This is a genomic window from uncultured Brevundimonas sp. (assembly GCF_937870815.1).
Lineage (GTDB): Bacteria > Pseudomonadota > Alphaproteobacteria > Caulobacterales > Caulobacteraceae > Brevundimonas.
Genome location: NZ_CALMZS010000195.1, coordinates 1 through 12,051, shown reverse-complemented (window position 1 = coordinate 12,051; position 12,051 = coordinate 1). Strand labels below are relative to the sequence as shown.

14 protein-coding genes are annotated in these 12,051 nt (G+C 68.1%); 7 read left to right on the top strand and 7 right to left on the bottom strand.

Annotated features, from left to right (window positions below; genetic code table 11):
• Nucleotides 1-65 precede the first annotated feature (65 nt).
• Nucleotides 66-776 (top strand): RNA polymerase sigma factor, encoded by a 711-nt coding sequence (locus Q0588_RS13040; protein ID WP_298746859.1) that lies wholly within the window; start codon nucleotides 66-68, stop codon nucleotides 774-776.
• Between the two features lie 464 nt (nucleotides 777-1,240).
• Nucleotides 1,241-2,512 carry a type II restriction endonuclease gene (locus Q0588_RS13035; protein ID WP_298746856.1) on the top strand — a complete coding sequence of 424 codons (1,272 nt, stop codon included), beginning with the start codon at nucleotides 1,241-1,243 and terminating at the stop codon, nucleotides 2,510-2,512.
• Nucleotides 2,513-2,554: 42 nt separating this feature from the next.
• Here the strand turns inward: Q0588_RS13035 and Q0588_RS13030 are convergent, their stop codons facing one another.
• The 4 genes from Q0588_RS13030 to Q0588_RS13015 all read right to left on the bottom strand — a co-directional run bounded on the left by Q0588_RS13030 (nucleotide 2,555) and on the right by Q0588_RS13015 (nucleotide 5,098).
• Nucleotides 2,555-3,283, bottom strand: a complete 729-nt coding sequence (locus tag Q0588_RS13030; protein WP_298746854.1) for a PepSY domain-containing protein — start codon at nucleotides 3,281-3,283, stop codon at nucleotides 2,555-2,557.
• Nucleotides 3,284-3,286: 3 nt separating this feature from the next.
• Complete coding sequence (locus tag Q0588_RS13025; RefSeq protein WP_298746852.1) at nucleotides 3,287-3,751, bottom strand: DUF411 domain-containing protein; 465 nt, start codon at nucleotides 3,749-3,751, stop codon at nucleotides 3,287-3,289.
• A gap of 50 nt (nucleotides 3,752-3,801) precedes the next feature.
• Nucleotides 3,802-4,347, bottom strand: a complete 546-nt coding sequence (locus Q0588_RS13020; RefSeq protein ID WP_298746850.1) for a nuclear transport factor 2 family protein — start codon at nucleotides 4,345-4,347, stop codon at nucleotides 3,802-3,804.
• Nucleotides 4,348-4,444: 97 nt separating this feature from the next.
• Nucleotides 4,445-5,098 carry a DUF2231 domain-containing protein gene (locus tag Q0588_RS13015; protein WP_298746848.1) on the bottom strand — a complete coding sequence of 218 codons (654 nt, stop codon included), beginning with the start codon at nucleotides 5,096-5,098 and terminating at the stop codon, nucleotides 4,445-4,447.
• A 116-nt stretch (nucleotides 5,099-5,214) separates the two neighbouring features.
• Here Q0588_RS13015 and Q0588_RS13010 point away from each other — a divergent pair, with 116 nt between their 5' ends.
• The 5 genes from Q0588_RS13010 (at nucleotide 5,215) to Q0588_RS12990 (ending at nucleotide 7,447) form a co-directional block, all read left to right on the top strand.
• Entirely contained in the window at nucleotides 5,215-5,496 is a 282-nt protein-coding gene (locus Q0588_RS13010; protein WP_298746845.1) for a hypothetical protein, read from the top strand.
• Nucleotides 5,493-5,933, top strand: a complete 441-nt coding sequence (locus tag Q0588_RS13005) for a Spy/CpxP family protein refolding chaperone (protein WP_298746842.1) — start codon at nucleotides 5,493-5,495, stop codon at nucleotides 5,931-5,933. Before Q0588_RS13010 ends, Q0588_RS13005 begins: the two co-directional genes overlap by 4 nt.
• An 8-nt stretch (nucleotides 5,934-5,941) precedes the next feature.
• On the top strand, nucleotides 5,942-6,520 hold the full coding sequence (locus Q0588_RS13000) for a sigma-70 family RNA polymerase sigma factor (protein ID WP_298746837.1): 579 nt from the start codon (nucleotides 5,942-5,944) through the stop codon (nucleotides 6,518-6,520).
• A 166-nt stretch (nucleotides 6,521-6,686) separates the two neighbouring features.
• On the top strand, nucleotides 6,687-7,013 hold the full coding sequence (locus Q0588_RS12995; protein ID WP_154725686.1) for a hypothetical protein: 327 nt from the start codon (nucleotides 6,687-6,689) through the stop codon (nucleotides 7,011-7,013).
• A gap of 26 nt (nucleotides 7,014-7,039) precedes the next feature.
• Nucleotides 7,040-7,447 (top strand): copper resistance CopC family protein, encoded by a 408-nt coding sequence (locus tag Q0588_RS12990; RefSeq protein ID WP_298746834.1) that lies wholly within the window; start codon nucleotides 7,040-7,042, stop codon nucleotides 7,445-7,447.
• A 175-nt stretch (nucleotides 7,448-7,622) separates the two neighbouring features.
• On the opposite strand, the gene Q0588_RS12985 is transcribed toward Q0588_RS12990, so the two are convergent.
• From Q0588_RS12985 to Q0588_RS12975, 3 genes are all read right to left on the bottom strand, one after another.
• Nucleotides 7,623-8,366 (bottom strand): HAD family hydrolase, encoded by a 744-nt coding sequence (locus Q0588_RS12985; RefSeq protein WP_292124857.1) that lies wholly within the window; start codon nucleotides 8,364-8,366, stop codon nucleotides 7,623-7,625.
• A 170-nt stretch (nucleotides 8,367-8,536) separates the two neighbouring features.
• On the bottom strand, nucleotides 8,537-9,421 hold the full coding sequence (locus Q0588_RS12980; protein ID WP_298746832.1) for a copper resistance protein B: 885 nt from the start codon (nucleotides 9,419-9,421) through the stop codon (nucleotides 8,537-8,539).
• A gap of 554 nt (nucleotides 9,422-9,975) precedes the next feature.
• Nucleotides 9,976-11,838, bottom strand: a complete 1,863-nt coding sequence (locus tag Q0588_RS12975) for a copper resistance system multicopper oxidase (protein WP_298746830.1) — start codon at nucleotides 11,836-11,838, stop codon at nucleotides 9,976-9,978.
• Between the last annotated feature and the right edge of the window lie 213 nt (nucleotides 11,839-12,051).

Here is a 12,051-nt window from a genome sequence, read left to right as displayed (position 1 = left end):
ATTCAGCGCAAATCTAGGCGTTGCTTACTCAGGAATCTTCCCTGACTTCATGCAGGGGACCAACCATGAGTTTACAGAGCCTCGTCACCGCTTCCAGCCGGGGAACACTGTCCACATACCCCCGGCTTGCCGCCTCCGCGACGCCGGCGGCTGAAATTCGCCGCCTCGTCGAGCGCCGTCTGCGCGAGGATCGTCCGACGCATTTGCGCTACCTCGTCAAACGGCTGCGCTCGCCCGAAGACGCCGAGGACGTCCTGCAGGAATTCGCTCTCAAGGTGACCCTGGCGGCGGGCCGGCTGACCGACCCGGGCAAGGTGGACGCCTGGCTCGGGATCGCGTTGCGCAACGCCCTGTTCGATCGTTACCGCCGAAACGCGGCTCGAGCCCGGTTGGCGAACGCCCTGGACGCCGAGCCCCGATATGACGAGGGGAACGGAACTGACGACGACGTCCACCGCGCGCTGCACTGTCTCGCGCAGGCCCTCGCCGAGCTTCCGCCGGAAACCGCTCGCCTGCTGCGCAAGGCGGAAATGGAAGATGTCCCGTTGGCGACGATCGCCGACGAGATGCGACTGACCGCCAACAACGTCGGCGTGCGGTTGCATCGGGGCCGCGCCGCGCTGCGGCGGCAGATGCTGGCGCACTGCCAGGCCTGCCCGGAGCCCTGCGCCCTGGCGGCCGCGGCCACCGCCCGCGCGACGCGGGCCGGGCCTTTGGAGCGTCAGGCTTCGACCTCGATCAGGTCGCCATGCGACGCCGCATATTCCAGGGCGTAGTCCAGTTCGCCCGGCGTTTATGAATGAACCGTTGGCCAAGGCGTCGCCGGCCGCCACTTCCATGCCAAGGCGGACGTGCATCGGCCCGTGCTGGCGGGCAAGCTAGTCATCTTCGCGCGCATGCTGATCCTGGCGGCCGCAAATCGCGTCCACCTGGCCCCGGATCTCGCCAGCGCCCATCACACTCCCAAGGACTTCCGGCGCGGTCGGACGTCTGAAGCGCGACCTGGTGATGGAAACCCTGCTCGCTCTGGCGCTCCTCGTCGTGGTCGTGGTCGCGGTGGCGCCCTGGCTCCGGTCACGCCCATCACCATGGCGAAGTCGGCATGGCGGCTGGCGCGCGACTCCCTTGCCAGACGACCCCCGCCGGGCCCCGGCGCCCAGCCGCCGCCCGCCTGGCGCCGGTGGCGCTCACGCACCAATCTGACTAGGCTGGGACGGAGATGGAATCCTGAGGGGGCGGCGTGCCGGATCGACTTCAAGAGCTTATCGAGCAGTGGCGCGACGACCCTTCGGCCACCTATCAGACGTGGTTCCTGTGGGATGAACGGCTGAAGAATTTCCGGTCCATCCGCCGGGGCATCGGTCAGGTCGTCGAGGAGATCGAGGCGGGCCGGTTCGGCGTCGCCTATCGTGGCTCGTCGCTGGAGACCATCGTCCATTCGGTCGCCGAACAACGCCAGATATTCAGGGGCGCCGACCACGCGTTCCTGTGGAAGCCCAAGCTCCGGATTCCCGACATCTACGAGAACCCGCCCAACCAGCGCGCCTTTGGCCGTCTGCTGCATCACTGCAGCTGCTGTTCAACCGGCGCCGAGATCCTGTCCGGCATCCGCACGATCGATCAGCTCAAGATCAAGGGCCTCGGGCCAGCCGTGGCCAACCTGATCTACTTCCTGCATCCCACGCACGCCCCGCCGTTCAACACCGCCATCGTCAATGGCTACAACGCAATCACCGGGTCGAAAGTGAAGCTGGGCAGCTGGGAGCACTATCTGGCCATGCGAGAGGGAATTCTGGAACTCAACGCCCGCTATCGCGACCTGCTGTCAAACGACCTGGGCGCCATCGCCGGCTTCCTGTTCGACATCGGGTCAGGACGATACCCCGCTCCGCCCCTGGAAAGCGAAGATCTCTCTGACCGTGACTGGGATCGGCGGCTGGCTGAAGCCCGGGCTGAAGCGGTGAAGTTCGAGAAGACCGCGCTGCAGCAACGCGACACTGATCGCACCCACACCGAAGTTCAGGCATGGATCCGGGATCTGGGGCGAGCGCTCGGCTATCGCGTGTGGATCGCCGCCAATGACCGCAGCCGGCCTTATGACGGCGCACGTCTCGGTGATGGCTGTCTGGACCAGCTGCCGGCGGCGCTGGCGAACGGCGCGGGTGCAGAGTCGATCCGCCTCATCGACGTCCTCTGGCTGGAGGCCGGCGCGGATCGCGTGACAGCCGCCTTTGAGGTCGAACACTCCACCACGATTTATTCCGGTGTCGTGCGCATGCTGGACCTCGCCCTGTCTGGCGAGCTCCATACGTCCGCAGGCCTGTTCCTGGTGGCGCCAGACAGCCGCGAGGGCGACGTCCGCGCCCAGCTGCGGCGGCCCGCCTTCAGCCGGATCGCGGACCTTGACGTGCGTTACCTTCCCTATGGGGAGCTGGAACGGCACCGGGCTTCAATCGCCCGCTTCGGGACCGACCTTCGGGCTCTGACAGAAATCTCCCACCGCCTGATCTGATGGCGGGCCGGGCGCCGGGCGGTCAATCGATCCGGGGGCGCGTTACTCACGCCGGACAGCGCGCTGCGATGCCCGAGCCGCCTTCAGATCCCGCGCCAGCCGAATCCAGAGCAGGATGAACCCCGAAACCACGATGCTCAGCGTCAAGGCCGTGGTGATGATGATCAGAGGGTGATTGAAATCCTCGCCGTCGTTCCAGTCCATGACGTGGAGCCGCCAGAAGAAATCGAAAATCCGCCAGACGCCCGAGCGGCGCGTCACCACCTCGCCGGTGGCGGGCGACAGGTAAAAGGACGTCTTTTCGCGGTCTGCGAAGTCCACGCGCCACAGCGGCCCGGTTCGGCCGGTCTCCTCGGGCGCGGTGTTGAGGAGCACGGCGCCCGAAACCCCCGCCTCACCCTTATAGGCGCGCTTGGCGAACGCCGAGACCTCGGCGGCGGACATCGGTCCGAACGGCCGACCTGTCGCGGCGGACACGATGACCGGCTCGCCCGCCGCCGGCTTCAGGGTCCAGGCCGGCCCCCTCGGCGTGGAATGAAGCTCCGCCTGGACGGGCGCGACGCCGGCCCGACGGGCGATCTCGCCGAGGGCCGGAAGCGCGCCGAGCTCCAGCGGACCCGGCTTGAGTTCGACCGCGCGATGTTCGCCGCGCACCGTCTCGATCGGGATGGCCGTCATCACCAGACCGCCGCCGACCCAGAACAGCACCTGAAGACCGACGACCAGCGCGATCCATTTGTGCAGTTGGGTGGAGAGCTTGAGAATCTTCATGCCCTAGCCGTGACGCGCGAACACACGCGTGCCGCCGCTCTTGAGGATCAACAAGGTCTCGTAAGGCTCCCGCCGGCCGTCGGGCGTCTCCATCCCGGGCGATCCCAGCGGCATCGCCGGCACCGCGAGACCCACGGCCTCCGGACGTTCAGCCAGGAGTTTGCGCACATCCTCCGCCGGCACATGACCTTCCAGCACATATCCGCCAATCAAGGCCGTATGGCAGGACGCCAAGGACTCGGGAACGCCTTGGGCGCGGCGGACCGAGCCGGGGTCGGCCACCTCGGTTATCCGCGCCTGAAACCCCGCCGCTGTCATGTGTTCGACCCATGCGCCGCAGCAGCCGCAGGTGGGCGATTTGTAGACGGCGAGGTCGGACGAAGGACGCGGGGTTTGAGCGCAGGCCGCTGCTGCCGAGGCGCTGACGCCGAGGATCAGAAGGGAGCGGCGCGAAAGCGACTTTATCATTGGCTCATTACTCTGGTGATCGGGACGCCGGGCAACCCGTTTCCGCGTCTTCAGGTCGCCCGGCGCAAGGGCCGAGCCGAAGAGTGATAGATGGCAAACCTCCACTCGTCGCCCCGCTTGCGCAGGACGCTTGTGGCGACGCCGCGGCGCTCGATCGGTTCGCGCGCCGTGTCCTTGAAGGTGATGTGATAGGTGTAGGTCTCGCTCACGAATGCGGTATCGCCGTCGATCTCCACAGTCATCTCGTGGTTGCGAAACTCGAAACCCGCCAGATCGGTAAACTCGGGTCCGAGATGGTGCTCGAGGTAATAGGCGAACGTCCCCTCTACGCCGCCGTTCTCGAAAATTGCCGAGTCCTCCCAGAACAGAGCCGGGGTCTGTGACACGTCCATCCGGGTAATGGCGTCCTTGTAGGCGGCGACGACGGTTCGGACCTGCGCCTCGTCAGCGGTTTGCGCATGGCCGGGGGCGTGTGCCGAGCCTGGGGTGTGGGCCGAGCCGGGGGCGTGAGAGTGGGGCGCCTGGGTCTGGGCCTGGGCGGAGGTGGCGAGGACGGCGGCGAGCGCCGATCCGGCGAGTGCTGAACGAAACGACATGGATCAAGCTCCTGGTTAGCCGCGGCCGCGAAAGCGTCCTGGTCCGGCGAAAGTGGATGGAAAACTATGTGGCGGGCGACGCGTGTCCTTGAGGCCCTCAGAACATCAGATGTCTCACGCCGTGGGTCAGCATCCCGCCCAGCAGGCCGTTGACGATCACGGCGGCGGCGGTAAGCGTCAACAGGCCGACGTAGATCAGCTCACGCCCGCGTCCCGGTCGGCGGACCCAATGTTCCTTCGCCCACCAGCTCAACAGGCCCAGAACGGCGATCGAGGTGCCGAGCCACCGGTGATAAGCGTGGGTCGCGTCGTCCTTGCCGGGGAGGCCCATGGCGAACCACCCCAGCGCCACCGCGGCGAGCGCAGAGATCGCGGCCAGGGCGATAATGACGCGGGTGCCCTGGGTCAGGACCGGCCGGCGGAGCGTCAGCGCGGCGATCTCGAGAAGGGCGGCGACGAGGAACAGCGCGATGGGGAAATGCACCGCGGCCGGATGCATGGCCCCGAGCCAGCGATACAGGCGCTGGGGCATGGGCTTGGGAGCCTCGTCCGCCATCATGGCTCCGTGGTCCATGTCCTGGGCCATGCCCGGCATGGCCATCACGCCGCCTTCCGGAACGGCGGCCGTCGGCGTGGCGACCTGGGCCCGAGCTGCTGCGGCCTTCTCGTGGGCCTCATGCGCGAACGCCGGCGCACTGATTGACAGCGCCAGCGCCAGGGCGAGCCCCGGCAGAAATTTGCGTATCGCCATTGTTCTCTCCCATCCTGTGCCTTCTGCTAACTACGCATCCGGGAAGCCGTCCCCTCGTTTGAGGGATTTCACCCGTTTCGGCGTAGTAGGGATTAGGGGCGCGAGGAGAGTGTTCGATGACGCGTAATCTTGATGATCTTCTGAATCGATCGGCGGCCATGTCCGCCGATCGGTCGCTCGACGGGCTCGAGCCGCTCGTCTGGCGCCGGGTCGACGCGCTTCGCGGCGAAAGGCTGACCGGGCAACTGCGCCTTGGCGCCGTCGCCATGGCCCTGGTCACCGGCTTGACCGTAGGCGGCGTCGGCGCGGTCGCCGCCCCCCGACCGCATGGGGACATGGCCATCTTCACGGTCGATGCGGGTCTGTCGCCCTTGGTGCGCCTGGAAGCCGGCCGGTGATGCGCGGCTGGCGGGCGATCGCACTGACCGCCGTGCTGGCTGCGGTCGCCAGCGGCGCGGGCACCTGGATCAGCGCCAGCTGGGTGCTAGGGCGGCGCGAACCGCCGTCCCTGCACGACATCGTCCACCATGACCTGAAGCTCTCGCCTGATCAGCTGACCCGTATCGAGGCGGTCGAAGCCCGGTTCGCCGCCCGCCGGCCCGCGCTCGAAGCCGACATCCGCGCGGCGAATCTGGAACTGGCGCGCGCCATCCAACAGAGTGATGGCGACGGACCCCAGGTCCAGGCCGCGGTGGACCACTTTCACGTCGCGATGGGCGCCCTGCAGAAGGAGACCATCACCCACGTCTTCGAGATGCGGTCCGTGCTGACGCCGGCCCAGGCGGAGGTCTTCGACGACCGCATCGTCGCGGCTCTCGCGCCCAACGAAGACTAGCGGTCCGGGTGGAGAGTTCAGCGGACCTGTCAGCCCGCGCCGCCGGGGGCGACCGGGCGGCCTTCAGCGAGTTGATGCGGCAGACCAAGACGGCGCTGTTCCGCTTCATCCGGCGCTATGTCGGCGACGAGCAGGAGGCATGGGATCTGTTGCAGGAGACCTATGCGGCGGCCTGGATCAACATCCGCCGTTACGATCCGACGCGCCCCTTCGAGGCCTGGATCCGGACCATCGCGCTCAACAAATGCCGGGACTGGAGCCGCCGCGGTCTTGTCCGACGGCTCATCCGGGGCGGCGTCGATCTCTCGTCGCCGGAAGCCATGTCCGTGCCGGACGGGGCCGAATCGGCGGATGAACGGATGGAGGCCCACGACCGGCTCGCCCGGCTGAACGAGGCGATGAGCCGTTTGCCCCCTCACCTCAAGGCGCCGCTCCTGCTCACCACGATCGAGGGACGCAGTCAGGGGGAAACGGCCGGCCTGCTTGGCGTCTCTACAAAGACGGTGGAGACCCGCGTGGCGCGCGCCCGTCGCAAGCTGTCTGAGGCCCTGGGCGGCACGGCCGCCTTTCGGGCCGTTCCGGACTGAAGGCTTCGGGCCGTTCGTCTATGCTCGCTGATCACTGCATTCCTACGGGAGCCAAGGCCGGTCGATCCACATCGGGCGAGGGCTGCGGCTCGCGCCCGCGTACTCCATTATGAAGGCGTCGCTCACTCTCGCTCGACGGCCGCCCATTTCTTCAGGAGCTTGCCACATGAGACTCTCGATCCTCGCCGCCGCTGCGGCGTTCACCCTGGGCGCCTGTCAGCCGGCCGCCGAACCTCAGCCAGTCGAGGCCCAGCCGGCGCCGGACGCCTCGGCAGCGACGCCGATGGACGCCGCGCCGGTGGTTGCGCCCGAGCCGACACCGCAGCCGCAGGCCGCCGCGCCGGCGCCCGCCACGGCCCCGCGGGCCTCGACACCGCAAGCCCCGGCGGCCCGGCCCGCGCCGGCTCCCGCTCCGACGCCGCCGCCCGCCGATCCGATGGCCGGCCATGACATGTCGAAGATGGACGGCATGACCATGCCGCCCAAACAATAGTTCGCGTAAGCATCAGGAGCTTTCTCATGAACCGTTCAATCCTCGCCAGCCTCGCCGCCGCGGCGGCGCTGGCTCCCGTCTCACTCGCCCACGCCCAGAGTCATTCGCACGCCGGCGTGTCAGCCCAGGAACACGCCGCCGTGCAGGCGCCTGCCAACGGCGTCGTCACCGCGCCGGCGGACAACGCCATGCTGGCCGCCGCCCCGACGGCGTTTTCGGCGACATTTCCGCACGCCATGACCCTGACGTCGCTCAGGCTGACGGGCGCCGCGGGCCAGCCGGTCGATGTGGTGGTGTCATCCGAGGCGCCGCCGGCCACAACCGTCACCGCGCCTCTGCCCGCGCTTGCGCCGGGATCCTATTCCGCCGCCTGGGCCGCGAAGGGCGCCGACGGCCATCAGATGAACGGCGTCGTCCGTTTCATGGTTCACTGAGGAGTCGGCCTCCCGCCCCCTTGGGGGGCCGACGCCTGATGTGGAGGAACGCCGCGCAACCTGCTGCGCGGCGTTTTTCGTCGTGGATGGGCTTCCGTCGCCTCCGGGTCCGGGCGCCGGAGGTCACCCTCCGCCGTGAGCATTGTCGGCTCCGGGCGGTCGCAACCCGGCGCGATCACTCGCTCCATGGCGGCCTCGCCGCTCCGGGGAGATGGGTCGCCAGGCTCGCCAGGGTCCGGACCACGACGTGGGCGTCCCCTGAACCGCGTCCAACAGCTTCGCCAGCCTCCGGATCGTACAGAATTGTGAAACAGCCCAGCGCCATGGCCGGGCGAATGTCCCATACCAGACTGTCGCCGACGACGCAGACCTCTGCCGGTTCGACGGCCAGGGCGGCGAACATTCGCCTGAACGCTGCGGGATCGGGCTTCCCCACGCCGACCTCGCCTTCAATCTGGATGTGGTGGAAATGCGAAGCCAGGCCGAAACGCTCGATCTTGGCGCGCTGCAGGGGACCGGCGCCGTTGGTGAGAAGCGCCAGCCGGTATCCGGCATCCCGCAGATGGACCAACACGGCGTCCGCCCCGGGTTCGAGCCGCATCTGCCGGTCGCGATGAAGGCTGAAGGCGTCGGCGATGCGCTCTGCGACTTCGGCGGAAGGCGTTGTATGCCCGTCGCGGCGGAGACCCACGAAGGCCTTGGCCGCGATAATGCGCCGGGCTCCTCTCGGGTCCGCGCGGCCCACGACGTGGCTTTCCGGGTCGCTCCAGAAGGCCCGCCCCGCCTCCGTCAGGGCGTGCGCCGCAAAGTCCGGATCAAGGTCGCCAAGCTGGGTCTGAAACGCCTGGCAGACGCACAGCCACGCCAGATCCGGGCGGCGGTAGGCCGAGATCAGGGTGTCATCCAGATCGATCACCACGGCCCGAATCCGCCGCGTTGCCGTCATTGGACGGCACCGAGCGAGCCACCGGCCTGACCAAGAGACAGGCTATGGTGACGCCCCGATCCTGGACGGGGCGTCCTAACGACCGACTCGCGTGTTCCCTTTGCGGGCGCCAGCATCAAAACGAGACCCGCCGCCGATTGTAGCTAGAACCAGGCCCGAATGCCGACGACCAGCCGGGTGTCTTCCGCGCTTCGCCCGTCAGCTTCCAGAAAGTCCGCCGTATTGCCGAAGCTCCTGGTCCATTCCACGCCGACGTAGGGCGCGAACTCCTTGCGGAATTCGTACCGCAGCCGGGCCCCAACCTGGAGCGAGGACAGGCCAGATCCGATACGGAGCTCGGGGATGTCCTCCGCCGACAGCACCACCTCGGCCCGGGGCTGGACGATCCAGCGATTGGTGATGCGCTGATCGTATTCGGCCTCTCCCCGCGCTGTCAGTTCGCCCTTGTTGGACAGGAAGACAGCTCCATCGACCTCGAACCAGTAGGGCGCCAGCCCCTGAATGCCGACGACGAGATCTGTCCGGTCGCCTTCGGGCCGGTAGGTCTGCCGCAGGCCGGTCTGGAAGTCGAAGAAGGGTCGGAACGCCCGGCTGTAGAGGGCCTGGATCTCGGCCTCCTCGACCTCGCCGCCAAAAGCGCCCTCCCCTTCCGACTTCCACCAGAAGCGATTGATGTCGCCGCCGCTCCAGCCCTGGGCATTCCAGGCGTAGCCTTCCTCGTCGTCCCCGAAGGTCGCTTCCAGCTGGTCGAGGATGACCGCCGTCGTGCGGACGTTTCCATGCTCGACTCGGAGCTGGGCGCGGGCCGCCGCCATTTCAGCGGGGTCGAACAGCAGGTCGGCGGCGTTGGTCGGCCCGCGTGTCGCGCCCGCCGGAGCGGGAGCTTCCGGCGGACGTCCCGGATTGTCCGCGCTGGTCGGGACGTCGGGCGGCATGGCCATTCCGGACATGTCGTAGCCCGCCGGCGTCTGGCCCATGGTCGACATGTCATGACCCGCCGGCATTGCTGGAGCGGGAGTCTGGCCCATCGTCGACATATCGTGACCTGCGGGCATCGCCGGCGCGGGCTGGGTTTGACCCATCGTTGACATGTCGTGCCCCGCCGGCATCGCCGGAGCGGGCGGGGTCTGGCCCATGGTCGACATGTCATGGCCAGCATGCGGGGACGCGGCGGCCGGAGCCGGCTGCGTCTGGCCCATCGTCGACATGTCATGGCCGGTGTGAGGGGACGCAGCGGCCGGAGCCGGTTGGGTCTGGCCCATAGCGGACATGTCGTGCCCGGCACGAGCGGACGCCGCGGCCGGAGCAGGCGTCTGGCCCATGGTCGACATGTCGTGTCCCGCCGGCATCGCCGGAGCCTGCAGACGGACCGGCACCGCGCCCGTCGGGCACGTCGGCGCTCCGGGCATGCCTGTCCGGGATGCGTCGGCGGTGGGGGAGCCGCGCGCGACGCAACCCTCCGGAAGCGCCTGGCGAACCGGCGCGGGCATGGCATGTCCAGCGTGGCTCTGCGCCAGCGCCGGTGTCCCCGCCGCCGCGGAAGCCGCCGCGAGGATCAGGGGAAGGATGGCGACCGACGTCTTCACGATGCGGCTCCTTCCATCGGACGGACCGTGACGACGTTGAACATCCCGGCATGCATGTGCAGCAACAGGTGACAGTGGAAGGCCCAGTCGCCCGGATTGTCCGCGGTCAGGTCGAAGCTGACCTTGCCGCCCGGCGGAACGTTGACGGTGTGCTTGAGCGGCTGGTGACCGTCCGGGCCGCCGGTGACCAGCTCGAAGAAATGGCCGTGCAGGTGGATCGGGTGCGCCATCATGGAATCGTTCACCAGGGTCACGCGCACCCGCTCGTCCCGCTCGAACCGGATCGGCTCGACCAGTTCGCTGAACTTGCGGCCGTCGAAGCCCCACATGAACCGTTCCATATTGCCGGTCAGGTGGATCTCCATCGTCCGCGATGGCGCGCGCTGATCCTTGTTGGGCGCGAGCGACACCAGGTCCGTGTAGACGAGGACGCGATGCGGCACGTCCTGCAGCCCGATCGGCCGCTCGCCCATGCGATTGGCCGGCGCCATCGCGATGGCGTCGACGCCCACGCCGACCGCCATGTCAGGCGGCGCATTCTCGGGATCGCGCATGTTCATCCCGGCCATCGATCCGTGATCCATTCCGGGCATCGCCCCGGCAGGCTGGGCAGGCACGGAGCCGTGATCCATGCCTGCCATGGCGCCGCCGGACGCGCCGGCCATCGCGCCATGATCCATCCCGGCCATGGCTCCGCCCGGCTGGGCTCCCATGGACCCGTGATCCATCCCGCCCATGCCGCCCATGTCCCCCATGCCCATGTCGCGCATGGTCAGGTTCGGGACCTCGCGCAGCGGCGGAACCTCGGCCGTCATTCCAAGACGCGGCGCCAGGGTGGCGCGGCCCATGCCGGAGCGGTCAATGGCTTCGGAGACGATGGTGTAGGCGCGGTCCTCGGTCGGCTGGACGATGACGTCGTAGGTCTCGGCCACAGAAATCTGGAACTCGTCGGTCTCGACCGGGCGCACGTTCTCGCCATCGGCCTGGACCACCGTCATGGGCAGGCCCGGAATCCGCACGTTGAAGATCGACATGGCCGAGGCGTTGATAATGCGCAGCCGGACCCGTTCACCGGGCCGGAACAGGCCGGTCCAGTTCTCAGCTGGCCCATGGCCGTTGATCAGATAGGTGTAGGTCGAGCCGTTGACGTCGAGGATGTCGCGCGGATCCATCCGCATCTCGCCCCACATCCGGCGTTCTTCCAGGCTCATCCGGTCGCTGCCGTCCAGCAGGCCGGCCAGGGTCGTGCGCTGGCGGTTGAAATAGCCCGGGCTCTTCTTGAGCTTCTCGAAGATTTCGTGGGGGTGCATGAAGCTCCAGTCCGACAGCACCAGCACATGCTCGCGGTCATAGGCGACCGGATCAGCGCCCGCCGGATCGATGACGAGCGGACCGTAGTGGCCGAGCGCCTCCTGAAGTCCCGAGTGGCTGTGGTACCAGAAGGTGCCCGACTGCCGGATCGGGAATTCGTAGACGAAGGTCTCGCGCGGGCGGATGCCGGGGAAGCTGACGCCCGGCACGCCGTCCATCTGGAACGGCAGCAGGATGCCGTGCCAGTGGATGGATGTGTCCTCATCGAGCTGGTTCGTCACCGCGAGCCGGACGTTCTGGCCTTCGCGCAAGCGGAGCACCGGCGCGGGAAGCACGCCGTTGATCGTTGTGGCGGTGGCGGTGCGCCCATTCACGGTGAAGGGCGACTGGCCGATCGTCAGGTCGATGTTCGGGCCGGTGAGGGTCGGCAGGTCCGCCCGTAGCCCCGGCGACCCCGTCTGGGCCCAGGCGGGCATCAAGCCCTGCAAGGCCGCGAGGCCGCCTCCCGCGACGGCGCCGCGCAGCAGTAGTCGACGATCCAGCTTCATGGGGTACTCCTGAAAGTCATGACCGCGCGTCCGTACGGCGACGATCTATAGGGATTTACGCAAGCGGCGCGGCCCGCCCTCGCGACACGCTGCCGCAGAGCCGACCGCGCCAGCGGCACTCGCGGCCGCCCGCCGAATTACCGCCGCGCCAGAAGGGCCTTCATCTGGGCGATTTCCCGCGCCTGGGAGCTGACGATCTCCTCGCACAGACCG

Excerpts from the sequence above, each read along its gene's own strand:
- Q0588_RS12980 (WP_298746832.1), bottom strand. The coding sequence starts at position 9,421 with ATGGGCCAGACTCCCGCTCCAGCAATGCCGGCGGGTCATGACATGTCG.
- Q0588_RS13030 (WP_298746854.1), bottom strand. The coding sequence starts at position 3,283 with ATGAAGATTCTCAAGCTCTCCACCCAACTGCACAAATGGATCGCGCTG.
- Q0588_RS13040 (WP_298746859.1), top strand. The coding sequence starts at position 66 with ATGAGTTTACAGAGCCTCGTCACCGCTTCCAGCCGGGGAACACTGTCC.
- Q0588_RS12995 (WP_154725686.1), top strand. The coding sequence starts at position 6,687 with ATGAGACTCTCGATCCTCGCCGCCGCTGCGGCGTTCACCCTGGGCGCC.
- Q0588_RS13025 (WP_298746852.1), bottom strand. The coding sequence starts at position 3,751 with ATGATAAAGTCGCTTTCGCGCCGCTCCCTTCTGATCCTCGGCGTCAGC.
- Q0588_RS13020 (WP_298746850.1), bottom strand. The coding sequence starts at position 4,347 with ATGTCGTTTCGTTCAGCACTCGCCGGATCGGCGCTCGCCGCCGTCCTC.
- Q0588_RS13015 (WP_298746848.1), bottom strand. The coding sequence starts at position 5,098 with ATGGCGATACGCAAATTTCTGCCGGGGCTCGCCCTGGCGCTGGCGCTG.
- Q0588_RS12975 (WP_298746830.1), bottom strand. The coding sequence starts at position 11,838 with ATGAAGCTGGATCGTCGACTACTGCTGCGCGGCGCCGTCGCGGGAGGC.
- Q0588_RS13010 (WP_298746845.1), top strand. The coding sequence starts at position 5,215 with ATGACGCGTAATCTTGATGATCTTCTGAATCGATCGGCGGCCATGTCC.
- Q0588_RS12990 (WP_298746834.1), top strand. The coding sequence starts at position 7,040 with ATGAACCGTTCAATCCTCGCCAGCCTCGCCGCCGCGGCGGCGCTGGCT.